Genomic DNA, 25,453 nt, shown 5'->3' on the forward strand with positions numbered 1-25,453 from the left:
TGGCACAACCCAAATTTTAGGCGCGCTCGGCCTCGTCCCGGTCGCGCCCCTCCGCGATCCACGGCGGGATCGCGAAGAGGAGAGCTATGGCCGGAGCCGCCGCTGCGGTCTTCAGGGCCAGAACCGGGGTGAGCGCGGGATGCCCCGGAGTGGCCAGCACGACGGCAAGCTGCCCGATCCACGCCAGGCCGACGAAGGCCGGAAGGAGAAGATAGGGCCAGCGGATCGCGCGCCGGGCGAGGAGCACGTAGGCAAAGCTCGCCTCGACCAACACCGCCAGGACCGCCAGGCTGCGGGGATAGCCCTCGGTGACCCACCGCTGCACGAAGGTCCCGTCCGCGCCGGGCCAGCGGAAGAGATCGTAGAAGAAGGCGGCCGCGGCCGGCAGCGAAACCAGCAGCAGGGTCAAGGCCGCCAGCCAGAGCCACTGCGTCAGCCGTACGGCCGGTCCGCCGGGCCGAAGGTCCCGCCGGGGCTTCGGCAGAGCCGTGGCGGCTTCGGTTGTCGTTTTGGTCGTGTCGTATTGGGCAATCATCGTTACTCCTTTATAAGCGAACCGCATACAGGGTTAATTATGTGCCATACATTATGATAGCTTTTGCTATAGGCAAGAAAAAAAAGTATGCGCATAGCTTATGATAAGAGCAAAGCCGCCGTCTTTTCGGGTGCGCCCGGGGGCAGCGGAGGACGGGCTCGAGCGGCTTTGCTTGGGAATCCGGTAAGAAAAAACCCGAAAAGCCGTTGACAGAAGGCGGCGATTCGTGTAACGACTCCGCTTGGTGAGAAAAACGGGGATCCTGCTCGCCTTCCTGGCGGCCTGCCACCTCGCCGGGGGCCACTGGCTCTTCTGGCAGGGGGCCGCCTGGGCCGGGATGCTCCTCCGCTATGCGCACAGCTACGGGGTGGAGACCGGCTTTGCGATGACCTTCGACGGGAAGCATCCCTGCCCGATCTGCAAGAAGGTCGTCAAAGAAAAGAGCAAGGAGCATCAGAGCTCGCGGACCGAGCGGTCCCGGGACGAGCTCGGGTTCTTTTGCCTCTCCGCGGCTTCCGTTCTTCCCCCGCTGCTTCTCTCTCCGGAGAGGCCGCCGCTCGACCGCTTTTGTCCGGCGAGCCGCGCGGACCGTCCCCATTCCCCCCCTCCCCGGCGTCTGGCGTAGCTAGGGCGCCGGCCGCGGCCGGCCTGCGCCGGGACGATTCCGGGCTCGCGTAGGCCTTGGGCCGCTCCGGGTTCCGGCGCTAGGAACGCGAACGTCAACTTTTCAACCCTGGGGAGGGAGTGTGCACAAGAAATTGCTGCGGCCTGATGAGGCTGCGCGGATGCTGAGTGTAAGCCGCTGGACGGTCTACCGCTGGGTGGGCGAGGGGCGGCTGGAAGGAACAAGGGTAGGACCCGGATCGCTGCGGGTCTTCGCGGAGTCGGTCGATCGGCTGATCGACGGCAACCGGGTAGGGGAGTCGGCCGGTCGACCGCCGGGCCGGAGGGGCTCCAAGGGCGGGCGGTGTCTTGCCGCGGTCCTGGGCTTCTGGCTGCTCGTCCACGGTCCGCTTTGGGCGCAGCTCCCGCCCGAGGTCGATCCGCCCGCCGACGTTTCGGGTGCTTCCGGAGGGTCCGGGACAAAGGCGGCCGCGGCCTTGCCGGAGCGGGCGCCCGAGTCGACCATGGCGCCGGTCACGGTGAAAGCGGCCTACGACGTCCCCCAGATGCTGCCGACCGCGGCACCCACCGACTCGGTCTACGGGATGCCGATGGATGTGATGGACATCCCCCGGCAGGTCACGCCGATCAACAAGACCCTCATGGAGGAGGCGGGGATCAACGCGCAGGGCGGCTACGTGAACCCGATCAGCTTTGCGATGATCAACCCGACGGCCTTCGGCGGAGTCGATGCCTGGATCTCCCCGTCCCCGTATATCCGTGGAGATGCCGCCCTGCCGTTCATCAACGGGATGGCGATGAGCGTGATGAACGTCGAGATGGTCAACTCGGGGCTCCCGTGGAACTGGAACATGGTCGAGTCGGTCGACATGGTCGAGGGGCCCGGAAACGCGGTCTTCGGCGCCGGGCAGGAATCCTCGGGCTATGTCAACTACGTCACCAAGCAGCCCTACTTCGACAAGTTCCGGGGCAACGCCTGGGGCTCGATGGGCATGTACCAGCAATACATGTGGGGCGGGGAGATGGGCGGGCCGATCGACAAGGAGCACAAGCTCGCCTACCGGCTGAGCTACATGGGGATCGAGAGCGGGAGCTGGTACCAGACGGTCCACAACGACCAGCAGAACGTCTACCTAGCCCTCGGCTGGAAGCCGGTCGACAACTACTCGGCCGACCTCTACGTCGATGCCGACTTCGCCTCCTTCTCCCCGATCGGCTACGCGGGCTTCAACCGGCCGACCAACGCCCTCTTCCAGAGCGGAGGCTCGCTCGACTATCTCGGCGCGCTCCCGCCTTCCCAGTGGGGAAGCGTTCCCTACTTTCAAAACTACTGGGCGGCGAACCCGGGGGCGCCGGTGGCACCCTCCCCCGTGGGGTTCGGCACCTACGGGGTCGGCTTGGGCCCGGTCAACCGGCGGCAGCTTTTGATGAGCCCCTATGCGCAGCAGACGGGCTATCAGGGGATGACCCAGCTCATCCAGAAGGTCCACGTCGACGAGGGGTTCGATCTGGTCAACAACACGCTGGTCTGGTATACCCGCCACGATGCGTTGAACCCCTCCTACCTTTACGACGAGGCGGTGATGGGCGACTACGAGGTGGACAACCGGACCGAGTGCCGGCTTGCCTTCGACACCCCCGTCGGCGGGAGCGGGTCCGGGCAGGGAGAAAAGGCTCCTTTTGCGATCTCGCACAACGTCGATACCGGCTTCGAATGGGTCTACCAGCGGAACCAGGACTACGTTTCGACCATGCTGATCAATGCGCCCAACATGTTCAGCCTGGCTCAGAACCCGATGCTCTGGGATGTCCGGAACACTCCCTATTTCCAGGCGGCGATCATGAATCCGAATGCGCCGGGAGGCGGAGAGTGGCCGATTCCCAACGGTCCGGCCGGCTACTACTTCGAGCCGCTCAACGGGACCACCGGCACGACCGACTCGCAGTACTGGGCGCTGGCCCCGTTCTGGCAGCATGTCATCAACTTCGGCGAGAAGCTGAGCCTCCAGTACGGGCTTCGGGCGACGACCTACCTCATCAATGCCCAGACGCCTCCGGGAACGCCGCCGATGCTCTCCACCCAGCTCCAGACCTCGATGATCGACCCGCTCTTCTCGATCGGGCCGGTCTACAAGCCCTTTCCGTGGCTGAGCCTCTACGGGAACTTCAACTACGAGTATGTGACCGCGGCGGCCGACATGGGGGGCTTCGTTCCGACGCAGACTTCGCAGGAGATGCATCTGCTCAACGAGCTCGGGGAGGTGGGTGCCAAGTTAAGCCTCCTCCACGACAAGCTCTATCTGTCGTTTGCCTTCTTCCACCAGAACCTCTACATGGACCAGATCGGCTTCCCCCCGAATCCTGGGCTGCTCCAGGGCTTCGAGTACAACATGACCTACCAGCCCGATCGTCACTGGTGGTTCCGGGCGGGCTACGCCTATATGCATGGCACCTGGAACTTTTCCTCGCTTCCCTATGGTCCGAGCCAGACCCAGAGCTATTCGACCGGCTACGCGTTCCGGCACAACCTGCCGCTCGACGACAACGGGACGGCCGTCGCTCCGGTCAACGTGTCGGGGATCCCCGGGATCTACGACTGGATCGGCCTGCCCAACCAGACCGCCAACGCGATGGTCACCTACCGGACCGACTTCGGCCTTTCGCTGACCGCCTCGGCCCTGGTGATGAGCAGCTACCCGCTCTTCTACAACTATACCGCAGTGGTGCCGACCCAGTACGTCACCAACCTGAGTGTTACCTACCAGAAGAACAATTGGAGCCTGACCGTCTATCTTTGGAATACCCTCAACTCGGTCTACTGGCTGCCGTACGCCAGCGGGCTGGCCTCCGACGTCGCCTCCAACTCGGACTATGTCGCGGCCGGCTGGCCGTTCTGGATCCAGGGGACGCTGAGCTACCAGTTCTAAGCTCCGGAGCTTCCCGCGGATTGCTTACAAAAAAATGCTTTACTTCCGGCTCGGCGGCAGTCCTTTACTACAGGACATAGCGTTCGAGTGTGAAAGCGGGCTCGATGCGGTGCCTCCTGGCGGGGCTGGCGGCGGCGGCCGGGTGCCTGATTCCCGCCGGCGGCTTTTCGGCACCGGTGCGGCAGTTTTCCACGGTGCTGCTCGACCCGGGCCACGGGGGCACGGATAACGGGGGCATGAGCCGGCCGCTTCCGGGCGGACGGCTCTTGGAAAAGGATCTGGCGCTTGACACGGCGAGTCGGGTGGCCCGGATCCTGCGGGCGGAGGGCTTCCGGGTCGTGATGACCCGGACCGATGACCGATTCGTCGATCTCGACGAGCGGGTGAAGATGGCCAACCGGCTCGGCCGCGGGGCGGTGGCGGTCAGCATCCATTACAACGCCACCGGGGATCGGAGCATCCGAGGGGCGGAAACCTACTTCTGGCATGCGGACAGCCATGGGTTGGCCACCCGCATCGAGCGCCGTCTTGCCGCAGTGAGCGGGGAGAGCCGGCGGGGAGCGGTCATCCGCCGGAGGCTGCGGCTCACCCGCAATCCGACGATTCCCGCCGTTCTTGTCGAATGCGCCTATCTGACCAACGCCGGCCAGGCGCGGCTGGTGGCGCAACCGGAGGTGCGCGAGCGGATCGCCCGGGCGATCGCCGAGGGGATCGCGGAGGAGGCGCGCTTCGGGGACGAAGGGATCGCGGCCGTGCCGGAAATCTGGGCGCCGCTCTCCCGCGCCTCGGATGCGCGGTCGCGGACCGCCGCGAAGCATTCCCATCGGAAGCGGCACGGGAAGCGGCGGGCGAAGGTCGCCGGCGGCGGGGAGTGCGGCCCAGGCGAGCCGCTTCAGATCATCCGGCCGGGGGCGGCCGGCGCTCCGCCGGGGCCTCCGGTGCCGGCGTCGAAGGCGGAGAGGGCTTGAGGCCGGAGACGCCTCCCGCCTTTTCGGCGGACGCAGGCGCGGATTCGTCGGCGGTCCGGACATACTGGACCAGGAGAGGTCCGGCTTCGGCGAGGATCTGCTGGAGGCCCGCGTTCCAACCCTGCATGAGGGCCGAAGGGCTCCGCTCCCGGATGGGGACGCGGCGGACGATGGTCTGCTCCCAGAGAGGAGTCCCCGGGGGAACTTGGGTGACCAGGAAGCGCAGAGCGATCACCGCCTCCGGCTGCCGGCCGGGCCGGAAGTCCCCGTAGAGCTGCCGGACGGAGACGTCCGCAAAGGAGCGGGTCATGACCGCGCTCCCCGCGCCGACGACCGCCCGGAAGAGCCCCGAGGCCTGGAGCCGGTCGCTGATCGCGGTGCGGATCAGCAGGTCCGGGGCGGAGAGGAAGTGGGCGTAGGGGTCCCGCTCGTAGCGGTAGTCCGCGGCCCGGTAGACGAAATCCTCGCCCGAGAATGCGGGTGCGACGCGGACCGAGCGGAGGACGAGGACCGGCCGGGAAGCATCCTGCTTCGCGGGAAAGCCGGTGGCCGGGGAGAAGGCGAAGGATTCGGATGGGAGGCGGGCCGGGCGGCTCATGCAGCCGAAAAGGGGAAGGCAGAGCCAGAGGAGGAAAAGGGGCCGGGCGGCCGCGGTGCGGCCTCTCATCGCTTCGACCCCTGTAGGCTCTCGGGACGCGGGGGGGGTTGGCCGAAGAAGAAACCCGCCGGATACCGCCGAATGTCCCCGATCATCTCGTTGAGGCTCGCCGACGCATCCCGGATCTGCGCGAGTGTCCGGTCGGTGGTCTCCAAAAGCTCCGGGAGGTTGCCCGAAGCCAGCGTCGTGGTCGTCTGGTCGAGGAGGGTTTTAAGCTGGCCGTTGGTGCGGCGCAGCTCTCCCAGCAGCCCGTTGGCGCTGGCTCCCAGGGCCGGGAAGTCGACCGCGCTCAGCTTTTCGAGCAGCGTCTCGACCTCTTGGACGATGTCCTTGAACTGCCCGGGAGCCGAAGGAATGTAGTAGTGCCTCGGCTTCCAGGGGACCGAGAGCGGCGGAAAGCGCTTCGGATTCACGTATTCGAGGGCGACCACGCTGGTGCCCGTGATGCCTTGCGATTGGATCCGCGCGCGCAGCCCGTGGTCGATCGCCTCTTGCAGCTGCTGCTCCCGCTCCTGCCGGGTCTCTCCCTGCGCGATTCCGGTGCTCACCTCGCCGACGACGACGACGAAATGGCGGCGATGGGGGGGATAGGCGAGCCAGCTGAAGGTGATTTGGGTGACCTTGCCGATCGGCACGCCGTCCAGCAGCACCGGCGAGCCGACCGACAAACCCGCCACCCCCCCGGACACGTAGGTCTCGAAGTAGTCGTGCGGCACGAAGAGGTCGCGCAGCCCGAAGGCGAGCAGGCCGGCGACGAGGAGCGCCAAAGCGGCCAGCACGAAGAGGCCGATCTTGACGTCCTTGATCTTGCGGTTCATCGGTGCTCGCGGAGATCGGGGGATTTGCCCTCCCGCCGGAAGAAGTGCTGGACTAAGGGATCGCGCGAGGTGTCCCGCAGGGTCCTGGGATCCCCCTCGGCGAGGATGCCCTTGGTCCGGCCGTCGATGAGGATGACCCGGTCGGCGATGCCGAAGATGCTCTCCAGCTCATGGGTGACCATTACAAAGGTAATGGTGAACTCCTTGGCAAGCCTTTTGATCAGATTGTCCAAGTCGGCCGAGCTGACCGGATCGAGGCCCGCCGAAGGCTCGTCGAGGAAGACGATCGCCGGATCGAGCGCCATGGCCCGGGCGATGGCGGCGCGCTTGCGCATGCCCCCGCTCAGTTCCGCAGGCAGCTTTTCGGCCGCGGCCAGAAGGTCGACCTGCGCCAGCTTGGCGTCGACGATCGCGTTCCGGATCTTGAGCGGAAGATCGGTGAAGACATCCAAGGGGACGCGGACGTTTTCCCGAACGGTCATCGATCCGAAGAGGGCGCCGTTCTGGTACATCACGCCGAATCGCTGCAGGAGCCGGGTCCGCTCGCGGCCCTCGAGCGCCACCAGGTTCCTGCCCTCGATGAGCACCTCCCCGTCCAGGGGCGGGTAGAGCCCGATCATGTGCTTGAGCAGCGTGCTCTTTCCGGAGCCGGAGCCGCCGAGGATGGCGAAGATCTCTCCCCGGCGGACCGAAAAGGAGATCCGATCGAGGATGACGGTCTGGCCATAGCCCGCGCGCAGGTTGCGGACTTGGATGACCGGACCGGGGGAGGCGCTCATCATAGATTGAGCAGGTAGGTGAGGATCGCGAAGATGCTGTCGGCGATGATGATCAGGAGAATGCCGCTGACCACCGCTCCGGTCGCCGAGGCGCCGACCGCGGCCGGTCCTTGCTGCGTGCGCAGGCCGAGGAAGCAGCCGCTGGTCGAGATCAGCAGGCCGAAGACGGCCGCCTTCGCGACGCCCACGAAGAGGTCGTGGATGCGGACGGCGGTGTTCATCTGGTGGTAGACCGCCTCCAGCGGATATCCGAGGCCGATCATCACCAGAACCCCTCCCAGGATGCCGACGAAGATCGAGTAGATGGTCAAAAGGGGGCTTACGATCGCCCCGGCGATCACCCGTTGGACGACCAGGAACCGGATCGGATCGATGCCCATGGTCCGGAGGGCGTCGATCTCTTCGTTGACCTTCATGGTGCCCAATTCGGCGGCGAAGGCCGAGCCGGAGCGGCCGGCCAGGAGAATGCCGGTCATGATCGGGCCCATCTCCCGGACCATGAGCAGGCCGATCATGTTCGCGATGAAGATCTGGGCTCCGAAGGTGGCCAGGGGCCGGGCCGATTCGAAGGCGATGACCAGGCCGATCAGAAAGCTGATCAGGGAGACGATCGGCAGCGCGTCGACTCCGGCGGCCTCGAAGATCCGCAGGAATTCCCGCGGCCGGAAGAGGCGCGGACGGCAGGCGGCCTCGAGCCCCTTCGCCAGCCGGCCGAGAAAGGCCACGGCATCGACCAGAACGGTCGCTTCCTCCACCGCGGTATGCCCGAGGGTCCCGATCAGGCCCTCTTCTTCCCGCGCCGGTTTCTCCCCGGCGGCCGAAGCCGGCGGCTCTAGAGAACGCTCCCACTCGGGGGGGAGACCTTCGATGCGGGCCTCGGCGCCGAGGCTTGCCTCGGCTTCCCGGCGGAGGAGATGGACGAAGGCGACCCCGGCGCTGTCCCACCGGCTGACCTCGCCCGCCTCGATGCGGAGCCGGCGGAACCTAAGCTTCCGCAAGCGGCGTTCGATCGGCCGCCAGCATCGGGAGACGGCAGCGGCGTCCAGCGGGCCCCGGAACCGCAGCCGCACCGCGTCGGACCCCTCGGGGAGGATCTCGAACCGGGAGGCTTCTCCCGGGTGCAGGAACGTCTGCTCCGCCATGGGGCATGACCATATATCAGGCATCCGGGGCGAAAAAGGAGAGAAACGCGGGGCGCAGCCCCCTCAGGCGCGGAGGCCTCTCCGGAGGCCGCGAGGGGAAGGGGCGGCGGAAAAGAGCTTGCCGCCGGGGGAGAGGCCGTTTATCTGGAGCGGTAAGGAAGGAGGAAAGAATGGCCGGGAAGCTGCTCGAGGAGTTTGCGCAGTTCGCCCTCAAAGGGAATGCGATCGATATGGCCGTCGGCGTGGTGGTCGGGACCGCGTTCAACAAGATCGTCGACTCGGTGGTCAATGACTTGGTCATGCCGCCGCTGGGAATCGCGATCGGCGGTGTGGATTTCCAGGACCTGCTCTGGGTGCTCAAGCCCGCGGTCACCGCCGGGGGGAAGGTGGTGAGCCCCGAGGTGGCGATCCGGTATGGGCGGTTCCTCAACACGCTCGTCCAGTTCCTGATCATCTCCGGGAGCGTCTTCGTGGCGGTCAAGGTTATGGCCAAGCTCGCCGCGCTCCGCAGGAGTCCGCCGCCTCCGGCGGAGGCGCCGCCCGCCGCCGGTTCCTGAGGTCCGCCTCCTACGCGTACCAGAGGATCTGATTTGCCTCGAGCGGGGTGAGGAGGTCCGGATGGAAGGGGCGGACGCGCGGGGTGTAGTGCTGTGCCGGCCGGTCCGCCGGGACGGCGGCTTGGAAAAGAAAGGCGTTGATGGCTCCCGCCAGCGATTCGACCCTCTCCATCGGAACCACGACGGGCTTTTGGTCCTCGCCGTCCGGCGGATCGGCATAGACCTCGACCCGGACCCATTCGGGCGAGATCTCGTCGAGGTAGACCGGCAGCGAGAACCGGTGGCCGGACTCGTCGGTCGTCACCGAAAGCGGGCCGAAGCGGATCTTTTTCCAATGGAGGGCGAGCTCGTGCAGCCGCTCCTCGATCTCTAGGGCTCGCGCCCCGTTCTTGGCCGAACGCTTAAGGTAGGCGGCGTCCAGCGGCCGGTAGTAGTCGATGGTGTATTGGCGGACCATTCGGTTGGTGGAGAAGTAGCCGGTCAGAAGCGCGGTGCTCTCCCGGATCTTGGCGATCCACCGGGTGGGAACGCCATGGGGGTCTCGTTCGTAGAAGGCGGGGGCGACCTCCTGCTCCAGAATCCGGTAGAGCTGGTCCGCCTCGGCGGCATCCCACGCGGGATCCTCGCCGTGCTCCCGGCCGTCTCCGAGGGCCCAGCCGACTTCGGGCCGATAGGCCTCGACCCACCAGCCGTCGAGCTCCGAAAGGTTGAGGCCGCCGTTGGCCAGCAGCTTCATGCCGCTGGTTCCGCTCGCCTCCCAAGGCCGTCGCGGGTTGTTGATCCAGAGATCGACGCCGGAGACAAGCTCCTTGGCCATCCGCATGTCGTAGTCTTCCAGGAAGACGATGCGGCCTTGGGTCTCTGGGCGCCCGGCGAAGGTGTTCCAGCGCCGGATCATCTCCTTGCCGAACTGGTCCGCCGGATGGGCTTTTCCGGCGATGACCAGCTGCATGGGCGCGGAGGGGTTGGTGAGGATGCGGAGGAGCCGGCCCGGATCGTGCAGGAGGAGGTCGGGCCGCTTGTAGGTGGCGAACCGCCGGGCGAAACCCAAGGTCAGGGTGTTCGGGTCGAAGATGCAGGCGCAGCTCTCCATCTGGCGATCCTCCTTGCCGAGGAAAGTGCAGTGGCATCTCCGCCGCCTGCGGATCGCAAGGATGAGCTTCATCCGGCTCCGCATCCGGAACTCCCAGAGCTCGCGTTCGCTCGCCTGCCGGTAGCGTTCCTCGAGGACCTCGGTGGGCTGCCGCCAGCGGTTCGGTCCGCAAAAGCGGGTCCAGAACTCGTCGGATTCGGGCGAATGCCACGTCGGCACGTGGATCCCGTTGGTGACATGGCCGACGGGGACCTCGTTCTGCGGCCACCGGGGGAAGAGAGGCTGGAAGAGCTTTCGGCTGACCGCTCCGTGAAGGCGGCTGACCCCGTTGACCGCGGCCGATCCGCGGATCGCCAGGTAGGCCATGTTCAGCGGCTCGTCGGCTCCGTCGCCGAGGCGGCCCAGGCGGAGGATCTCCTCGACCGGGATCCCGCACTCGGCGGCGAAACCGGAGAGGTAGTGACGGACCAAGCCGGCGGGGAAGGAATCGAAGCCCGCCGGGACCGGGGTGTGGGTGGTGAAGAGGTTTCCGGCCCGGGTCGCCCGGAGGGAGACCGCGAACGGCTGGCCGGTCTGCTCTCCGAAGGCGCGGGCCCGCTCGAGGACCGCAAAGGCGGCGTGCCCTTCGTTGAGGTGGCAGACAGTGTAACGGTCGCCGAGCTCCTGGAGGGCGCGCCAGCCTCCGATCCCGAGGGCCATCTCCTGGAGGAGCCGCAGCTCGGTTCCCCCGCCGTAGAGGGCTCCGGTGATCGTCCGATCGGGGGCGCTGTTCACCGGGTCGTTGCTGTCGAGCAGGTAGAGGGGGACGCGGCCGACGGTCGCCTCCCAGACGCGCAGGATGAGATCGCGTCCGGGCAGAGCGACCTTGACGCGCAGCCACTCCCCGCTGGCCGTTCGGACCGGGATGACCGGGAGGAGGGTCGGGTCGTTGTAGGGAAAATACTCCACTTGCCGGCCGTCCTCCGCGATGACCTGGCGGAAATACCCTTGCTGGTAGAGGAGGCCGACGCCGACCATGGGCACGCCGAGGTCGCTGGCCGCCTTGAGGCAATCCCCCGCCAGGATCCCCAAGCCGCCCGAATAGATGGGCAGAGCCTCGCTGAGGCCGAACTCCATGCTGAAGTAGGCGATGCGCCCGAGGCCGTGGAGGCTCTCGGTCGTCTCGAACCAGGTCGGGTGCTCGAGGTAGGCCTTCCGCTTCGCCAGCTGGCTCTGGAGCTCCTCGAGGAAGACCGGGCTGCCGCGCAGCTGCTCGAGCCGGCTCTCCGAAACGCTTTCGAGCAGGAACCAGGGGTTGGTGGTCTCCTCCCAGAGCTTGGCATCCATCATCTGCCAGATCTTGTGGGATCCGGTCTGCGAGAGCCAGAGCAGGTCGGCGGCGAGCTCCTCCAATCCGGCGAGCTCGGACGGCAGTTCGCGGGCGAGGTAGTGGTGGATACAGGGCATAGCGCCAATATAAAGGTTTCGTGCAGGCGAAGGCGACCAAAATGGCGCTCTCTTCCCTTTTTCCTTGGTTTTGCGAAGATCGGTCGGAGGAAAGTCCGTGAGCGAGGTCGTCGTCGCCGTCGAAGGGTTGCGGAAGGAGTTTGCGCCCGGCCGCCCGGTCGTCGCCAATCTCTCGTTTTGCCTGCACCGGGGAGAGGCGCTCGGACTCTTGGGCCCCAACGGGGCGGGCAAGACGACCGTGGTCCACCTCCTGTTGGGCCTGACCACGCCGACCGGGGGGCGGATCACGATCTTCGGGCTCCCCATGCCGAGGATGCGGGTCCCGGTGCTCCAGCGGGCCAACTTCGCCTCGGCGTACGCCCTTCTGCCCTCGAACCTGACCGTCCGCCAGAACCTGACAGTCTTCGCCCGGATCTACGGGATCGACCGGGAGCAGGAAAAGATCGCCGGGCTCTTGTCCGACTTGGAGATCGAAGGACTGGCCGATCAGGTCGCCGGTCGGCTCTCCGCCGGCGAGGCGGCGCGGGTGAGCCTTTGCAAGGCGCTGCTCAACGACCCGGAGCTCCTCCTGCTCGATGAGCCGACGGCCGGGCTCGACCCCGACATCGCCGACAAGGTCCGACGCCTGCTCCGCCGCCTCCAAGTGGAGCGCGGGATCGCCATGCTCTACACCTCCCACAACATGCGCGATGTGGAAGAGATCTGCGACCGGGTCCTCTTTTTGCGCCGGGGGCGCTTGCTCGCGGAGGGCAGCCCGGCCGAAGTGCTCCGGCGCTTCCGCTGCGAGGATTTGGAAACCCTTTTCATTCAGCTGGCGCGGGAGGGAGCCGGCGCTCCCCTTGCCGAGCCCGGCGGGCGATCCCGGGAAGCGCAAACCGAGGAGGCCGGCTGAAATGCGGCCCAGCCTGCCGCCCAACCGATGGGGGGCCGGATGAATCTCCGGCGGGTCGGGGCCCTGGTCCTCCGCTACACCTACGTCTACCGGCGGAGCCTGCTGCGGCTCCTCGAGGTCTTCTTCTGGCCGGCCATCGATCTGCTCGTCTGGGGCTTCCTCACCCTCTACCTCGAGCAGGAGGGACGGATGCTTCCCGCGGGGATCGCCTTCCTGGTGGGAGCCGTGATCTTCTGGGATATCATCTACCGGGCCCAGCAGGGAATCACCCTCTCGTTCCTCGAAGACATCTGGTCGCGCAACCTCCTTAACCTCTTTTCGGCTCCGGTTCGGGTCACGGAGTTCGTGGCCGCGACTTGCCTGGTGGGGATTCTCAAGACGGTCGTCGTGGGGGGATACCTCGCCGTGGTCGCCTTCCTGCTCTACCGATTCAACCTGCTCTCTGTCGGGCCGGCCCTCCTCCCCCTCTTCGCCAACCTGCTCTTGATGGGTTGGTCTCTCGGAATCACGACGACGGGGCTTTTGCTCCGCTGGGGTCAGGCGGCCGAAGCGCTCGCCTGGGCGATTCCCTTCGCCATTCAGCCCTTTTCGGCCGTCTTCTACCCGGTCAGCGCCCTTCCTTCCTGGTTGCGGCCTCTCGCCGGGGCGATCCCGGCGACCCATGTCTTCGAGGGGATGCGGTCGTCCCTCCGCGGAGGGTCCGCTTGGCGGGAGCTTCTCTGCGCGACGCTCATCAACCTGGTCTACCTGGCTGTGGCCTGCGGGTGGTTCGCTTACTGCTTTGCGGTGGCGAGGCGGAAAGGGCTGCTGGTCAAGATTGGCACCCAGTAACGGGCGGCCTGCACCGTTCCTAAAACCATAGACAACCATTCCCCTACCAGGGGAGATCGTCCAGGACGTCGGCCGAACAGTGTTGCCGACGGTTCGCGTGCCGGGGTTTCGCCGGCAAAGCCCGGGTAGCGCCCAATGCCCGCGATTTCGGGAGCAGAGGCGCGGGAGGCAAGTGATTGCCTCCCGACCGGGCATGCGCTGCATGCGCCGCTTTGAGCCCCTTCCGAACGACCGCCCAGAACGACCATACATGCTTCGCCCGATTCCTCGCGGGTAGGGCGAAGGTGAGATGGCCGCCATTGCGGGTCGGCACGACCGCCTCCCGCACGGACGGGCGCTCGGATAGGCCCAATCCTCTCCGGGCGACGGCGTAGGCCGCGCCCTGGTGAGAACCGATGCCATGACGGCGCGCGTGGTTGACCGCGCCGATCACGGAAGTGTAGGCCGGGTCGACTTCGATCCGTTCGACTCCGGCACGAAAGGAAGCCGCCTTGAGCATGGAGATCGTCTTGGCGTAGGCGAAGGAAGAGAGCGAGCGAGCCCGGACGCAATCGACCGCCTCCAGCTCGGCCCTCCGCTTGCGAAGATCCAATCGCTCGATCACGAGCGGCTTGCCCGATTCGGCGCAGGCCCGGGCGATCTGCCGGCACGCATCGCCGATCGCGGCTTTCGCCTGCTCCTCGCTCTTCCCATAGAGATGCAATCCGATCCGGCGGATTTCCACGAGATTCCCGAAGCGATCCGTTTCGGCCAAGGCAAGATGATCCGGGTTGCTGTCAACGCCGATCGCTCCGGCAAGGCGGCGTGTCACCAGGGCAACCGGTTGCGCCTCGACGCTTGCGAATACCCGCCACCCCTTCCGGTCCCGCACGAAGCGGTAGCTTACGGCAGCTCCCTCCCGCTTGCGGAAGAGCTTCCCCGTCTTGGTTTGTGCGGTCACGACCCGGCCGGCGGAGAGGGCCTGGAGGATTTCCTCCTGGCCGTAGGCCAAGCGCACGCCCTCGAGCACCGGGTGTTTGCTCGTGCTTCCCCATCCGTTCGGCAGCCGCAACCGCAGCCGCAGGCTGCCGTCCGGAGCGACTGCGGCTTGGCAGGACTGGTTGCCCGAGGCCTCGTCCTTCGATCCGAGCACGAAGAACTGGCTGCTCCGCTCCGCCTGCCAATCCTTCTTCCATGCGGCATGGTCCGCATAGCCGTTCTCTTCCCGGGCAAACTGCTTGCGGAAGAGGCGTCGGGAACCGAAACAGAGCCGGACCCGGCCGGACTCCTGATCGGCCAGAAGCGCCTCGAGCTTCGGCCGCAGGACGGCAAGCCGCCGCTTTTTTTTGGTGCACGACATTCGATCCCGGATGCTTCTTCTCCAGCCGGCCGACCGCCTCTTCCGCTTTCCGGATCCGCCATTTGGCTTCCTCGATCAACTCGGGCCGCCTTTCCCGGATCGAGGCGATCTTGCCTTCGAGCTCGACCCGAATGGCGTTGAACTGCCGGGCGGTGAGGCCGAACCGGCGCAGAAACGACCGCTTGAGCTCGTTTATGGGAACGCCCGCCCGCATCCTGGCCAAAAGAGTCCGCTGCGCCCGCCCGTAGAGCGCCGCATAGGCGTCAAGACACGAAGTCTGCTCATGCGTCAACCTCAACCGGGTCTGGTAGGTGAAAACAGGGCGCTTACTCATGGATCGCTTCGAGCGCCTTCTCGGCGCGGTTCCGGGCGGATCGCTTCCCGTAAAGCCTGGCACACATCGAAACGATGACCTCATGCAGGTCGCCCACGATGTCATCAGTCCTGTCGTCCGACTCCACCACCAGGACCGATCGGCTCTGCGCGGCCAATGCCGCTTCCACGTACTCCAAGCCGAAGCGCATCAGCCGGTCGCGATGCTCGACCAGGATGACGCCGACATTGGGATCACGGAGCAGCCCGATCAGGCCCTTCCGATGGCCGTTCATTCCGGAGCCGACCTCCTTGACGGCCTTGACGATCGGCAACCGTTTGCTTGAGCGCAAATTCGGTCAGCCGAGCCAATTGCCGGTCCAGATCCCCGCTTTTTGATCGGAGCTCGATACCCGTGCGTAAAGGGCGACCCCATTGGGTTGTGAGGGCCCCGCATGCACGATCACCGTTCCGGTCGGCAACTGCTCGGCCGGGACGGGCAAACGCCCTTCCTTTCTACATCCGCCAAGCCGTCTTGTAGCAAATGCCCTGCCGCTTGGCCCAGACACTCAACTTCACTCGGACATACTGCCATTAAACTTGCTATGTGTCCATATATTGTTTAGCCGCTGGCAAACCCTGGGGGTTCCGACGGCCGGCGGCTCGGGCCCGGCCGGAACAGCTATTCGGGCAGCTCCGGAGACTCCGGACGGTCGCCCTGCAGCCAACTAAAGGCGGCGGCGGCACCGAGAGCGACGATCCAGCCCCCGAACAGGAGGAAGAGGAGCAAAAGACCGCAGGCGGTCGCTACGCCGGTCGCCAAAGCGGTAATGATATTAATAAGCATAATAGCCTACCTTTCCGGAAGATGCATTTCGCAAAAGTAATGTCTGCATCTTGTGTGCGATCGTATAAGCAGAGAGAATAGCTCTGTCTAGAAAAAAAAGAGGTTTCCGTTAGCTGCTTCGGGCCCCCCTAGGCGGCAAGCCGGTGGCCTCCCGCCGGAGTGTTTCCTATGCTCGGGATGGCCTTCGGCGGCTTGCGGACGGCACCGGTTCGCGGTAGCGAGGGAGTCGATGGACGACGAGCTGTTGCGGGATCAGACGCGGGAGATCGTGGACGACGCGCTCCGGGAGGCGCAGAGGGCGGAGCGGTGGCTCCTCTATCTCTCCTTTTCGGTCATCCTGATGGCGATCTTGGCCACGATCGCGGGGACGATGGCGGAGGAGGAAGTGACCAAAGTGATTCTCTTGCGCAACGAAGCCGTTCTTTTGCAGAACAAGGCGACCGACGCCTGGGGGCATTTTCAGGCGAAGGCGGTTCGCGGCAGCCTGTACCGGGTCGCCGACCGGCTGAAGCCGGATCCCTTCTTTGCCGGCGAAGCGTCGCGTTACGAGCGGGAGAAAGCGCAGATTCAGCGGGAGGCGCAGGAATGGGAGCGGCAGGTGGAAGATCGGCTGGCGGCGAGCGAACGGGCGTTCGACCGGCACCATCGGCTCCGGCTCTCGACGGTCGTCCTCCAGCTGGCCACCGCCCTCGGGTCGGTGGCCGCCCTAGTCAAGCGGAAGAGCGCTTGGTTTCTCTCGCTGGCGATCGCACTGGGAGGGGCTCTGATCTTTCTTTGGGGTTCGTGGTAGGGGGCCGGATGCGCGAGCAGGGAAGAGAGGGGGGGATTGCTCCCCGCCGGCTGGCGGGCGTCCTCCTTTGCTTCTGGCTGGCGAGTCTCCCGCGCGCGCTCGGAGCCGTCGATGCCGCGGAGGTGCGCAGCTTTCCGGAAGGCGGGCGGTGGGTCTACCTGCACGCCTCTCCGGCCGTCGTCGGCTACCAGGACCCGTCCTTGGCGAAGAGCGAGGAAGAGGGGGAACGGGATATCTCCTGCCTGCTGGTGCTGCCGTCGGCGGCCGAAGGGCTCCGGCCGCGGGAAGCACTCGACCGGCTCTTGCAGGATATCTTTCTCTTCTATTACAACGAGATGGTCGGCGCGCGCGCCCCCTACTTCCGCCGGCAGAAGCTCTCCTTCTTCCTCATCCGTCCCGGCTCCCGCCCGGACGGAGCGGGCCGTTTCGCGGCGAGCCAGGTGACCGGGGCGGGAACCGTGGGGCTGGCCGAGATGGCCGCGGCGGTCTTCCCGCGGGCGATTGCGCGACGGCAGGTGCGGATCATCTGGGGGCGGGCGGAAGGGGAAGTCAGTGGTTTGGCCGAGGCATGGGAGCCCGCGTTGGGCGGGAGCGAGCAGGAAGAGGGCGGGCCGCGCCGAACGCTGCGGGCGCTCGACGAGGCGATCGCAGCCCATTCCCGCGAGAGCCTGGAGAAGATCCTGGCTTCCGCGCCGAGCTATCCCATCGACTACGGGGATCCGGAATCGGCGCTGGTGGAAGCGACGCGGAGGGATCCGGGGCTGGCGCAGCTTCTGGTCGAGCGCTACGGAGCCGATCCGACCCGCCAAGCCTCTGCCCTGATCGCGGCTCTTCCCGCCGGCGCGGACGAGCCGGCGATTCTCTCCCTGCTCCAGAGCTTCCTCAAGCGCGGCCTGGGCATCAACGCGGCTACGGACACCGGCCAGACGCTCCTGCACCGGGCGGTCGCGCTCCACTATCCGGCGGTCCTCGCCTTCCTGCTGGTGCAGGGAGCCAACCCGAACGCCCAGGACCAGCAGGACCGAACCCCCTTGATGCTCGCGGTGGAACAGCGGGATCCGGAGGCGGTCAAGCTGCTGCTTGCGCACGGCGCCGATGCGCATCGGGTGCGCAACAACCGGGGGGTGACCGCCGCCGAGATGGCCCGCGCCCTGCAGGATCCGGGCCTAGTGCGACTGCTCGAAGAGAGCCCCTGAGCGGGACGGCTCCCGCTCGGCGGGCTACCTCCGGCCGTGGTGACGGCTTGCGCGCCACGCCGACCGGTGGTGGAGGATCCAGTCGAGAAGCGCCCTCTCGAAGCCGATGTCATGGCCCTGCTTCTCGCTCTCGAGCCATTTGTGCTTGAGGATCTCTTCCCGCTCCTCGAGATACTCCCGATAGAGGGTCGAGTTCTGGAACAGGGATTCCCCTTCCGCCGGGGACAAAGGTTCCTCGGAAGATCGATCCATGATCGTTGCTGCTGCCCCTCCTCCCAGCGGCGCGCCGGCCGGCCTCTTTGCTCTCACCTTAAGGCCTCCCCACGCGGCGGGAAACAACGACGGATCCGACCGCCTCCGGCTACCGGGAGGGTTTTCCCAGGGGATCGCCCATCCGATAGCCTCCGGAAACCCGGCGACCGCCGGACCGCTTCCCGGCGCTTCAAGCCAGGCCATTCCCCCGTCCCGGGGGTGACGGCTGCCTCCGCGGCGGAAGCAATCGGCCGAGCCGGTTCAGGGCTTCCGATACCGATCTCCACAAAACCAATTCCTCGATCTCCTCGTTTTCCCGATGCGAGGGAAGGAGGCCGGCCTTCCCCGCGCCACACCTGGTGCACGAGATCACAACTATGAGGAGGATAGGCTGTCAAGGATTTTCTTGGCGGCGGCCCGGAAGGCCCGGCTCGACGGGCGATCCGGCTCGGTGAGGACGATGGGGGCGCCCAAGTCGCCCGCCTCGCGGATCGCGATCTCCAAGGGAATCTCGCCCAGGAAGGGAACGCCGATCCGCTCGGCTTCCCGGCGGCCGCCGCCGGCTCCGAAGATCTCGTAGCGGCGTTGATCGTTCGGACAGAGAAAGTAGCTCATGTTTTCGAGGATGCCGAGGAGGGGGACGTTGACCTTCTGGAACATGCCGACCGCCTTCCGGGCGTCGATCAAGGCGACTTCCTGAGGGGTCGTCACCACCACCGCACCCGCGAGGCGGACGGTCTGCACGATGGTCAGCTGGATGTCTCCGGTTCCGGGCGGCAGGTCGAGGAGGAGAACGTCGAGGTCGCCCCATTCGACGTTCCGGAGAAACTCCTGGGTGTAGCGGGTGACGAGCGGCCCGCGGAGGACGGCCGGTTGATTCTCGTCGAGCAGCAGCCCCATGCTCATCATCCGCAGGCCGAAGCGCTCGACCGGCACCAGGCGCTGCTCGGCCGTGACCCGGGGCGGCTCGTGGGTGCCGAGCATCAGGGGGATGCTCGGGCCGTAGATGTCGCAGTCGCAGAGGCCGACGGCGCCCGCCCCTTCCTTTTGGAGCGCGATCGCCAGGTTGGCGGCGACGGTCGACTTGCCGACCCCGCCCTTCCCGCTGGCGACGGCGATGATATGGCGGGCCGAGGGGCCGGCGGTCTCCTTGGCGCGCGCGGGTCCGGGACCGGAGGTGGAGACGGCTACCTCCACGTGCGTCACGCCGGGAAGCCCGGAAAGGCGCTCCCGCACCTGCTCCTCGAGCTGCGCGCGGATGCGGGGGTCGGTCGTCGTGAGCTCCATCCGGACGGAGATCGCACCGTTGTCGACCGCGACTTCCTTGACGAGGCCGAAGGAGACGATGTCTCGGCTGAAGCCGGGGTATTTGACCTGTCGGAGCTGCTGGCGGATGACTTCGGCTGTAATCGGTTCTGCCATAAAACCTTCTGTGGGCTCCGGGTGCCGCGGCGAAAGGGAGCATGCGCCGGGGGCGGCTCGGGGACGCTCTTGGCCGCGGCGCGGGCCGCGGTTTCCCTGAGGCCGGCTCCCGCTTCAGGGAAAATGGGCTTGTCCGGCTCGGTCTCCTTGGCGTTTTATCATTGCCGTATGTCTTTGGACTCCTCCGGTCGAACTCCTACGGGGTCGCCAGTAGCCAAGCCCATTTCCGGCGGCTCGGCGACAAAAAAATAACGAGAGCCTCCACCGAACTCTTACCGGGGCGCGGCTTCCCGCGCGCATCTATGGAGCGATTCGTCCTCTTTTCGATCGGCTTCCTCCTCCTACTATCGGCTCTGCCCTGCGCCTTGCAAGCCGCGGCTGTCGTCGACCTGGGGGTCGACGTATTGGCCAGGCATCAGTTCGGCGAGCTCCAGGGGAAGCGGGTCGGGCTGATCACCAACGCTTCGGGAGTCAACAAGAACGGGGTCTCGACCCTCGATCTGCTGCTCCATGCTCCGGGAGTGCGCTTGACGGCGATCTTCGCCCCGGAGCACGGGCTCTATGGAACGGCCTGGGCGGGAGAAAAGGTCGATTCTCTGCGTGAGCCGCGGAGCGGCCTGCCGATCTACTCCCTCTACGGGGAGACCTGGAAGCCGACGCCGGAGATGCTGCGGGAGGTCGATATCCTGGTCTACGACGTGCAGGATATCGGCTGCCGGAGCTACACCTACATCAGCACGCTCGGGCTTGCCATGGAGGCGGCCGCGGAAAACGACAAGGACTTTTGCGTCCTCGACCGCCCGAACCCGCTCGGAGGCCTCCGGAGCGAAGGCATGCCCCTGGATTCCCGCTTCCGCTCCTTTGTCGGCGAGTGGGACGTTCCGTATGTGTACGGGCTGACCGCCGGTGAGCTGGCGAGGATGATCGCCGGGGAGGAATGGATCAGCAAGCGGCCGCGGTTGACGGTCGTGGCCATGAACGGCTGGCGTCGCGATATGCTCTGGGAGGATACGGGCCTTCTCTGGGTTCCCCCCTCCCCCAACATTCCCGAGCCGCAGAGCGCCTTCCACTACGTCCTCACGGGGCTGCTGGGCGAACTGAGCGGGGTCAACAACGGGGTCGGCACGCCGCTGCCGTTCGCCTTGGCCGGCTCACCGGCTCTCGATCCCTACGCTTTCGCGCGAGCCCTGGCGCAGTGTCGGATCCAAGGCCTCGTCTTCCTCCCCTGCCGGTACCGGCTGTTCGGAAGGGAGACGCGGAACACGGTCTATGCCGGGGTGCAGATCCATCTCCGGGATCCGCGGCGGGTGCCGCTGATCCCGGCGGCGCTGACGCTGCTGGAGGAGATCAACAAGGCGCTCAACGGCTCTCCGATCGCCGGCATGCGGGCGGAGGAATCCGCAATGTTCGACAAGCTCTGCGGCGGGGATGCGGTGCGCCTGGCCTTGCAGCAGGGCCGGTCGATCCGGGAGCTGTGGGAAAGCTGGGACTCCTATCTTGAGGAATATCGGATCCGCCGGCAAAAATATCTTCTCTATCCGGAACCGGCCGCCGAGGTCCCGGCGGCGGCCCCGGTCGTCCGGCCGCGGCGGCGGCCGCCGGCGAGCCGGTGGTGCCGAAGGCGCAGCCGGTGCCCGGATATCGAAAAGAGCCGTGAGCCAACCCTTCCAGGTCGTGTTCAGCAAGCCGAGCTTGGCCGAGCTCGCCGCCCTTCCCAAGGAAATCCAGCTGCAGGTGCTCGCCGAGTTCGAGGTGCTTCCGAGCGAATTGCGGGGAGGAGCCTCGGAAAAGCTTGGAACGCTCGAGCGGGAGGGCCGGAGGCTCCACCGCTTCCGGTGCCGGGATTACCGGATCTACTTTGCAGTCACCGACGCCGGGGTGCAGGTCTACCGGATCCTGCACAAGAACACGCTCGCCGACTTTCTCTTCCGCAGCAATCTCCCCTTGGCGGAAGACGAAGAGCTGCAAAAGAGCGCGGCCTTCTGGCGGTGGATCGACGACCGGGAGAGCTGACCTCCGCCCCCGCCTATCCCCCGATCCGCAGCCGGGCGACCCGGGCGGCCACACGCGCGCTGCTTGTCTGCAGCTCCCTCATCTCGTCCGCGTTGAGCGGCAGCTCGACGATCTTCTCGACTCCCCTTCGACCGAGAACGACGGGCACGCCCACGAACTGCCCGGTGATGCCGTATTGGCCGCTGCACCAGGCCGAGCAGGGGAGAAGCCGCTTCTGATCGCGGACGATGCTTTCGACCATCTGGGCGACGGCGGCCGACGGGGCGTAGTAGGCGCTCCCCTTCTTCAGGTAGCCGACGATCTCGGCTCCGCCGCTCCGCGTCCGCTCCACGAGCTTTTGAATCCGCTCCTTGGGGAGCAGGGCTTCGATCGACACCCCGTTGACCGTGGCGAACCGGGGCAGGGGGACCATGTCGTCGCCGTGGCCTCCGAGCACCATGGCGTCGACGTCGGCTTGGGCGACGCCCAGCTCGGTGGCGAGGAAATAGCGGAAGCGGCCCGAATCGAGGATGCCGCCCATCCCGAGGATGCGCTCCTTGGGGGTGCCGACCTTCGCCGCCGTCAGATGGGTCAGGACATCGACCGGGTTGGTCACAACGATAATGATCGCCTGGGGCGCATGCTCGAGCAGGTGATCCGCGACGGAGGCAACGATGGCCGCGTTCCGCTCCAGGAGATCGTCCCGGCTCATTCCCGGCTGCCGGACGATGCCGCTGGTGATGACGGCGATGTCGGCTCCGGCGAGGTCCTCCGGATCGTTCGTCCCGGAGACGGAGGATTCGAAGCCCCAGATCGGGGCGGATTCCATCATGTCGAGAGCCTTTCCCTGCGGAAGCCCTTCGACGATGTCGTAGAGGACGACGTCGGCCAAGTTCCGCTCGACGATCCGCTGGGCTGTGGTGGCCCCGACAAATCCCGCTCCGATGATGGCAACCTTCATGACAGCTCTTTTGGCTCCCTGACGGCCTTTTGGAAAGAACTTCCGTGCGTCTCCGGGCCCGGCTTCGGGGCGGGACGAGCCGATCCGCCTTTTCCGGCGGGCGCATTTCCGTTTGGCACGAGTCGTGCTTCCCCTCCCTTAGCCATTGCCTGTTCTCCTGGCCGGCGGGAGGGCGGCCCGGCAGGCCGTCCTCCCCTCGGCGCCGGGGCCGGGGAACCGGCCCGGCTCGGCCCGGCCGCGCAGCTTCTCCTTGCCATCCGGTGCCGAAGCGGGAAGAAAAGGGAGCGCCGGAGGCATCGATGAGCGGCGGCCGATGGATCGACCTTTCCTACCCGTTTGACGATCGGACGATCTATTGGCCGACCGAGACCGGATTCCGTCACTGGTACGAGCAGCACGGGCGGGCGGCCGGGGCGCCCTACTTTTACGCGGCGGGGAAGTTTTCGGCGCCGGAGCATGGCGGGACGCACATGGACGCGCCACTCCACTTTTCGGAGGGGGGTGCCTCCGCCGACCGGGTGCCGCTTGCCTCCTGCATCGGGCCCGCTTGCGTGGTCGACTTCCGCGACCGGGCGGCGAAGGACCCCGATGCCGCGCTCTCGGTGGCCGACATCAAGCGGCACGAAGCGCGCCACGGTCCGCTTCCTGCCGGGGCGATCGTCGTCGCCCTCTCGGGCTGGGGAATCTACTGGCCGGAGAAGAAACGCTACCTCGGGAACGACCGTTGGGGCGAGGTGGCGGATCTCCATTTCCCGGGATTCTCCCCCGAGGCCGTCTCCTTCCTGCTGCGGGAACGGAATGTGGCGGCGCTGGCGATCGATACGGCGAGCCTCGATCCGGGCCGCGCGACCGATTTTCCCGCCCACCGGATCTGGCTGGGAGCCGGGAAGCCTGGATTCGAAAACCTCGCCCGCCTCGAGGCCCTTCCGCCGCGGGGGGCGACCCTCTATGCCATCCCGATGAAGATCGCCGGTGGGACCGGAGCCCCCGCCCGGGTCTTCGCCGCCCTGCCTTGAGCACACAGGAGAGGCTCCCGGCACGCGTGTCCCCGGCGGATCGTGCGCTCCTTAAGGCCGCTCCGGTTCGGCGAGGGGAAAGCCTTCCTTTCGCGCCGCCTCGAGGAGCCGGTCCTTCAGCGGCCATTTCTCACAAGCTTTCTCCTACGGCTTGCAAAACGGGCTCGTCTGCTTCGCTCCCGCTTGGTTTTCCATCCTCGCAGTATGTCTTCATACAGCTCCGGTGGAAAACCTGCGCCCGCCTCGCACCCAAGCTCATTTGCGGCGCCTCGGCTACGAAATTTGTGAGTTGTGAAAAATGGCCGTTAGGGAGACCAACGGGAGCGATCGCGGGCGGCCGGCCGGCCCCGATCGGCGATCAGCGCGGGGCGGCCCCTGGTGCGGCTGTCGATCGGGGCGCTCGGATTGTTCTTGGCTTCCGTAAGGCTCGCCGTCCTCATTCGGAAAGAATGGAGGGAAGGAAAAAGCAATTTCCGCTGCCGGCATGGCTGGAAACGGGACGCGCAGGCATTGGCATTTGGTCTGCCTCCGCACGAGCGGGACGAGCGGGGCGGACGGATTCCTTCTGCCCGCGCGATCCGCGTCCAACCGGACCGAATTCGGCCGGGCCGAATTTACTCCCAGCCGAAGGAGAGGTATTGGGGCTCGAGGTATTCGGCCAGCCCCCACTTGCCGCCCTCCCGGCCGATGCCCGACTCGCGAAAGCCGCCGAAGGGAGCCTGGTGGGTCGAGGGGAGGCCGTCGTTGAGGCCGACGATTCCGTAGGGGATCTCTTCGGCGAAGCGGAGGGCGCGCCCGAGGTCTTGTGTCCACAGATAGGCGGCCAGCCCGGCCCGGCCGCGCCGGGCGGCGGCCAGCGCCTCTTCCTCGGTCTCGAAGAGGCAGAGCGGGGCCAGCGGCCCGAAGATCTCTTCTTCCAGGATCCGCGCATCCGAAGGGACTTCGGCCAGCAGGGTCGGGGAAAAGAAGAGGTCGCGGCACGGCCCGCCCAGGATGGTCTTCGCCCCCCGGCTCCGGGCGTCCGCCGCGAGCTCCTGGACCTTGGCCAGGCCCTGGGCGTTGACGAGCGGACCCACCTGGGTCGTTTCGTCGAGGGGATCGCCTAGCCGGAGGGAGGCGACCTTCTCGGCGAAAAGCCGCGTGAACGCGCCGGCGATCTCCTTCTGAAGGTAAAACGCGTTGGCCGCCACGCAGCTCTGTCCGCCGTTGCGGAACTTGGCGACGAGGGCGCCCGCCGCCGCCTTTTCGAGGTCGGCCTCGGCGAAGACCAGGAAGGGCGCTCCGCCCCCGAGCTCGAGGCTTATCCGCTTGAGGGTCGGAGCGCTCCGCTCGTAGAGCCGCTTCCCCACGGGGGTGCTCCCGGTGAAGGTGAGCTTGCGGATGCGCGGATCGTCGAGGAACGGGCCGGAGAGGGCGGCCGGATCGGAGCCGGGGAGGACCTGGAAGACGGCGGGCCATCCGCCCGACTCCTCCCAGAGCTTGGCCAGGAGGAGGGCGGTCAGCGGGCTCTCCTCGGCGGGCTTGAGCACGAAGGGGCAGCCGGCGGCGAGGGCCGGAGCCACCTTCCGCGTGACCATCGCGGCCGGGAAGTTCCACGGGGTGATCCCGTACACGGGCCCGACCGGTACGGAGCGGACCAGGATCCGCTTGCGGGGATCCCGGCTGGGGACCGTCTCTCCATAGATCCTCTTGGCCTCCTCGGCGTACCAGTCGACGAAGGCGGCCGCGTAGAGAACCTCCCGCCGAGCCTCCACGAGCGGCTTGCCCATCTCCTGCGCCATCGTCCGGGCCAGAGTTTCCGCGTGGGCGAGGATCGAGTCGTGCCACTTCCGGAGGAGATCGGACCGGAGATAAGGGGTTGTCGATCGCCACTCGGGAAAGATCTGCGCCGCCGCCTCGATGGCGGTCCGCGCTTGGCCAGGCCCGCAGTCGGCGACCTCGGCCAGCACGGCGCCCGTCGCCGGGCTCCGCACCGGGAAGGTGCGCGGGGTCTCGATCCACGAGCCGGCAAGGAAGGCCTTGGAAAGAAAAGAAGAGGGGTAGTCCATGGTCGTCT

22 protein-coding genes and 2 pseudogenes are annotated in these 25,453 nt (G+C 66.6%); 11 read left to right on the forward strand and 13 right to left on the reverse strand.

Features of this window, described 5'->3' with window-relative positions:
• Positions 1-16 precede the first annotated feature (16 nt).
• Complete coding sequence (locus tag MTHMO_RS02125; RefSeq protein ID WP_202213321.1) at positions 17-535, reverse strand: hypothetical protein; 519 nt, start codon at positions 533-535, stop codon at positions 17-19.
• Positions 536-779: 244 nt separating this feature from the next.
• Between MTHMO_RS02125 and MTHMO_RS02130 the strand changes: the two genes are divergently transcribed.
• The 3 genes from MTHMO_RS02130 (at position 780) to MTHMO_RS02140 (ending at position 5,054) form a co-directional block, all read left to right on the forward strand.
• Positions 780-1,160: a hypothetical protein gene (locus MTHMO_RS02130; protein ID WP_202213322.1), complete on the forward strand. Its 381-nt coding sequence runs from the start codon at positions 780-782 to the stop codon at positions 1,158-1,160.
• Between the two features lie 121 nt (positions 1,161-1,281).
• Positions 1,282-4,086: an excisionase family DNA-binding protein gene (locus MTHMO_RS02135; RefSeq protein WP_202213323.1), complete on the forward strand. Its 2,805-nt coding sequence runs from the start codon at positions 1,282-1,284 to the stop codon at positions 4,084-4,086.
• A 104-nt stretch (positions 4,087-4,190) separates the two neighbouring features.
• Positions 4,191-5,054: an N-acetylmuramoyl-L-alanine amidase gene (locus tag MTHMO_RS02140; RefSeq protein ID WP_202213324.1), complete on the forward strand. Its 864-nt coding sequence runs from the start codon at positions 4,191-4,193 to the stop codon at positions 5,052-5,054.
• Here MTHMO_RS02140 and MTHMO_RS02145 read toward each other — a convergent pair.
• Genes MTHMO_RS02145 through MTHMO_RS02160 form a run of 4 tightly spaced genes read right to left on the reverse strand, consistent with a single transcriptional unit; the run spans position 4,984 to position 8,451 of the window.
• Positions 4,984-5,721: an ABC-type transport auxiliary lipoprotein family protein gene (locus tag MTHMO_RS02145; protein ID WP_202213325.1), complete on the reverse strand. Its 738-nt coding sequence runs from the start codon at positions 5,719-5,721 to the stop codon at positions 4,984-4,986. The genes MTHMO_RS02140 and MTHMO_RS02145 overlap by 71 nt on opposite strands.
• On the reverse strand, positions 5,718-6,530 hold the full coding sequence (locus MTHMO_RS02150) for an MlaD family protein (RefSeq protein WP_202213326.1): 813 nt from the start codon (positions 6,528-6,530) through the stop codon (positions 5,718-5,720). The genes MTHMO_RS02145 and MTHMO_RS02150 overlap by 4 nt, the downstream gene beginning before the upstream one ends.
• The gene (locus MTHMO_RS02155) at positions 6,527-7,309 is read right to left on the reverse strand and encodes an ABC transporter ATP-binding protein (RefSeq protein ID WP_202213327.1); all 783 of its coding nucleotides are present in this window, start codon (positions 7,307-7,309) and stop codon (positions 6,527-6,529) included. The genes MTHMO_RS02150 and MTHMO_RS02155 overlap by 4 nt, the downstream gene beginning before the upstream one ends.
• Positions 7,309-8,451, reverse strand: a complete 1,143-nt coding sequence (locus tag MTHMO_RS02160; RefSeq protein WP_202213328.1) for an ABC transporter permease — start codon at positions 8,449-8,451, stop codon at positions 7,309-7,311. Before MTHMO_RS02160 ends, MTHMO_RS02155 begins: the two co-directional genes overlap by 1 nt.
• Positions 8,452-8,621: 170 nt before the next feature.
• Here MTHMO_RS02160 and mscL point away from each other — a divergent pair, with 170 nt between their 5' ends.
• Positions 8,622-9,008, forward strand: coding sequence for a large conductance mechanosensitive channel protein MscL (gene mscL, locus MTHMO_RS02165; RefSeq protein ID WP_202213329.1), 387 nt, complete (start codon positions 8,622-8,624; stop codon positions 9,006-9,008).
• 10 nt (positions 9,009-9,018) lie between these two features.
• On the opposite strand, the gene glgP is transcribed toward mscL, so the two are convergent.
• On the reverse strand, positions 9,019-11,547 hold the full coding sequence (gene glgP / locus MTHMO_RS02170) for an alpha-glucan family phosphorylase (protein WP_202213330.1): 2,529 nt from the start codon (positions 11,545-11,547) through the stop codon (positions 9,019-9,021).
• A gap of 97 nt (positions 11,548-11,644) precedes the next feature.
• Here glgP and MTHMO_RS02175 point away from each other — a divergent pair, with 97 nt between their 5' ends.
• Both MTHMO_RS02175 and MTHMO_RS02180 read left to right on the forward strand, forming a co-directional pair.
• Positions 11,645-12,439 (forward strand): ABC transporter ATP-binding protein, encoded by a 795-nt coding sequence (locus tag MTHMO_RS02175; protein ID WP_202213331.1) that lies wholly within the window; start codon positions 11,645-11,647, stop codon positions 12,437-12,439.
• A 39-nt stretch (positions 12,440-12,478) separates the two neighbouring features.
• Positions 12,479-13,270 (forward strand): ABC transporter permease, encoded by a 792-nt coding sequence (locus tag MTHMO_RS02180; protein ID WP_202213332.1) that lies wholly within the window; start codon positions 12,479-12,481, stop codon positions 13,268-13,270.
• 43 nt (positions 13,271-13,313) lie between these two features.
• Here the strand turns inward: MTHMO_RS02180 and MTHMO_RS02185 are convergent, their stop codons facing one another.
• The 3 genes and pseudogenes from MTHMO_RS02185 to MTHMO_RS02195 form a co-directional block, all read right to left on the reverse strand.
• Complete coding sequence (locus MTHMO_RS02185) at positions 13,314-14,609, reverse strand: transposase (RefSeq protein ID WP_237394706.1); 1,296 nt, start codon at positions 14,607-14,609, stop codon at positions 13,314-13,316.
• Positions 14,610-14,935: 326 nt separating this feature from the next.
• A pseudogene (locus MTHMO_RS02190) lies at positions 14,936-15,500 on the reverse strand (IS607 family transposase).
• A 103-nt stretch (positions 15,501-15,603) separates the two neighbouring features.
• Positions 15,604-15,768, reverse strand: coding sequence for a hypothetical protein (locus MTHMO_RS02195; RefSeq protein ID WP_202213333.1), 165 nt, complete (start codon positions 15,766-15,768; stop codon positions 15,604-15,606).
• A 229-nt stretch (positions 15,769-15,997) separates the two neighbouring features.
• Here MTHMO_RS02195 and MTHMO_RS02200 point away from each other — a divergent pair, with 229 nt between their 5' ends.
• Positions 15,998-16,558: a DUF4337 family protein gene (locus tag MTHMO_RS02200; RefSeq protein ID WP_202213334.1), complete on the forward strand. Its 561-nt coding sequence runs from the start codon at positions 15,998-16,000 to the stop codon at positions 16,556-16,558.
• An 8-nt stretch (positions 16,559-16,566) separates the two neighbouring features.
• Entirely contained in the window at positions 16,567-17,754 is a 1,188-nt protein-coding gene (locus tag MTHMO_RS02205; protein WP_202213335.1) for an ankyrin repeat domain-containing protein, read from the forward strand.
• A 24-nt stretch (positions 17,755-17,778) separates the two neighbouring features.
• Here the strand turns inward: MTHMO_RS02205 and MTHMO_RS02210 are convergent, their stop codons facing one another.
• Together MTHMO_RS02210 and MTHMO_RS02215 are read right to left on the reverse strand one after the other, a co-directional pair.
• On the reverse strand, positions 17,779-18,006 hold the full coding sequence (locus MTHMO_RS02210) for a DUF4032 domain-containing protein (protein WP_202213336.1): 228 nt from the start codon (positions 18,004-18,006) through the stop codon (positions 17,779-17,781).
• Between the two features lie 375 nt (positions 18,007-18,381).
• Positions 18,382-19,428 (reverse strand): Mrp/NBP35 family ATP-binding protein, encoded by a 1,047-nt coding sequence (locus tag MTHMO_RS02215; protein WP_202213337.1) that lies wholly within the window; start codon positions 19,426-19,428, stop codon positions 18,382-18,384.
• A 302-nt stretch (positions 19,429-19,730) separates the two neighbouring features.
• Here MTHMO_RS02215 and MTHMO_RS02220 point away from each other — a divergent pair.
• Positions 19,731-20,906, forward strand: a pseudogene (locus tag MTHMO_RS02220) (exo-beta-N-acetylmuramidase NamZ domain-containing protein); the annotation flags it as partial.
• Entirely contained in the window at positions 20,857-21,441 is a 585-nt protein-coding gene (locus MTHMO_RS11195; RefSeq protein WP_370568356.1) for a type II toxin-antitoxin system RelE/ParE family toxin, read from the forward strand. The pseudogene MTHMO_RS02220 and the gene MTHMO_RS11195, both read left to right, overlap by 50 nt.
• A gap of 13 nt (positions 21,442-21,454) precedes the next feature.
• Here the strand turns inward: MTHMO_RS11195 and mdh are convergent, their stop codons facing one another.
• Positions 21,455-22,381, reverse strand: a complete 927-nt coding sequence (mdh, locus tag MTHMO_RS02225) for a malate dehydrogenase (protein ID WP_202213338.1) — start codon at positions 22,379-22,381, stop codon at positions 21,455-21,457.
• A 299-nt stretch (positions 22,382-22,680) separates the two neighbouring features.
• Here mdh and MTHMO_RS02230 point away from each other — a divergent pair, with 299 nt between their 5' ends.
• On the forward strand, positions 22,681-23,397 hold the full coding sequence (locus MTHMO_RS02230; RefSeq protein WP_202213339.1) for a cyclase family protein: 717 nt from the start codon (positions 22,681-22,683) through the stop codon (positions 23,395-23,397).
• 614 nt (positions 23,398-24,011) lie between these two features.
• Here MTHMO_RS02230 and MTHMO_RS02235 read toward each other — a convergent pair.
• Positions 24,012-25,445, reverse strand: a complete 1,434-nt coding sequence (locus tag MTHMO_RS02235; protein ID WP_202213340.1) for an NAD-dependent succinate-semialdehyde dehydrogenase — start codon at positions 25,443-25,445, stop codon at positions 24,012-24,014.
• Between the last annotated feature and the right edge of the window lie 8 nt (positions 25,446-25,453).

Origin of the sequence: Methylacidimicrobium sp. AP8 (genome assembly GCF_903064525.1) — a bacterium.
Taxonomy (GTDB): domain Bacteria; phylum Verrucomicrobiota; class Verrucomicrobiia; order Methylacidiphilales; family Methylacidiphilaceae; genus Methylacidimicrobium.

Excerpts from the sequence above, each read along its gene's own strand:
- MTHMO_RS02125 (WP_202213321.1), bottom strand. The coding sequence starts at position 535 with ATGATTGCCCAATACGACACGACCAAAACGACAACCGAAGCCGCCACG.
- MTHMO_RS02140 (WP_202213324.1), top strand. The coding sequence starts at position 4,191 with ATGCGGTGCCTCCTGGCGGGGCTGGCGGCGGCGGCCGGGTGCCTGATT.
- MTHMO_RS02145 (WP_202213325.1), bottom strand. The coding sequence starts at position 5,721 with ATGAGAGGCCGCACCGCGGCCGCCCGGCCCCTTTTCCTCCTCTGGCTC.
- MTHMO_RS02150 (WP_202213326.1), bottom strand. The coding sequence starts at position 6,530 with ATGAACCGCAAGATCAAGGACGTCAAGATCGGCCTCTTCGTGCTGGCC.
- MTHMO_RS02155 (WP_202213327.1), bottom strand. The coding sequence starts at position 7,309 with ATGAGCGCCTCCCCCGGTCCGGTCATCCAAGTCCGCAACCTGCGCGCG.
- MTHMO_RS02160 (WP_202213328.1), bottom strand. The coding sequence starts at position 8,451 with ATGGCGGAGCAGACGTTCCTGCACCCGGGAGAAGCCTCCCGGTTCGAG.
- mscL (WP_202213329.1), top strand. The coding sequence starts at position 8,622 with ATGGCCGGGAAGCTGCTCGAGGAGTTTGCGCAGTTCGCCCTCAAAGGG.
- glgP (WP_202213330.1), bottom strand. The coding sequence starts at position 11,547 with ATGCCCTGTATCCACCACTACCTCGCCCGCGAACTGCCGTCCGAGCTC.
- MTHMO_RS02180 (WP_202213332.1), top strand. The coding sequence starts at position 12,479 with ATGAATCTCCGGCGGGTCGGGGCCCTGGTCCTCCGCTACACCTACGTC.
- MTHMO_RS02185 (WP_237394706.1), bottom strand. The coding sequence starts at position 14,609 with ATGTCGTGCACCAAAAAAAAGCGGCGGCTTGCCGTCCTGCGGCCGAAG.
- MTHMO_RS02195 (WP_202213333.1), bottom strand. The coding sequence starts at position 15,768 with ATGCTTATTAATATCATTACCGCTTTGGCGACCGGCGTAGCGACCGCC.
- MTHMO_RS02200 (WP_202213334.1), top strand. The coding sequence starts at position 15,998 with ATGGACGACGAGCTGTTGCGGGATCAGACGCGGGAGATCGTGGACGAC.
- MTHMO_RS02205 (WP_202213335.1), top strand. The coding sequence starts at position 16,567 with ATGCGCGAGCAGGGAAGAGAGGGGGGGATTGCTCCCCGCCGGCTGGCG.
- MTHMO_RS02210 (WP_202213336.1), bottom strand. The coding sequence starts at position 18,006 with ATGGATCGATCTTCCGAGGAACCTTTGTCCCCGGCGGAAGGGGAATCC.
- MTHMO_RS02215 (WP_202213337.1), bottom strand. The coding sequence starts at position 19,428 with ATGGCAGAACCGATTACAGCCGAAGTCATCCGCCAGCAGCTCCGACAG.
- MTHMO_RS11195 (WP_370568356.1), top strand. The coding sequence starts at position 20,857 with ATGCGGTGCGCCTGGCCTTGCAGCAGGGCCGGTCGATCCGGGAGCTGT.
- mdh (WP_202213338.1), bottom strand. The coding sequence starts at position 22,381 with ATGAAGGTTGCCATCATCGGAGCGGGATTTGTCGGGGCCACCACAGCC.
- MTHMO_RS02230 (WP_202213339.1), top strand. The coding sequence starts at position 22,681 with ATGAGCGGCGGCCGATGGATCGACCTTTCCTACCCGTTTGACGATCGG.
- MTHMO_RS02235 (WP_202213340.1), bottom strand. The coding sequence starts at position 25,445 with ATGGACTACCCCTCTTCTTTTCTTTCCAAGGCCTTCCTTGCCGGCTCG.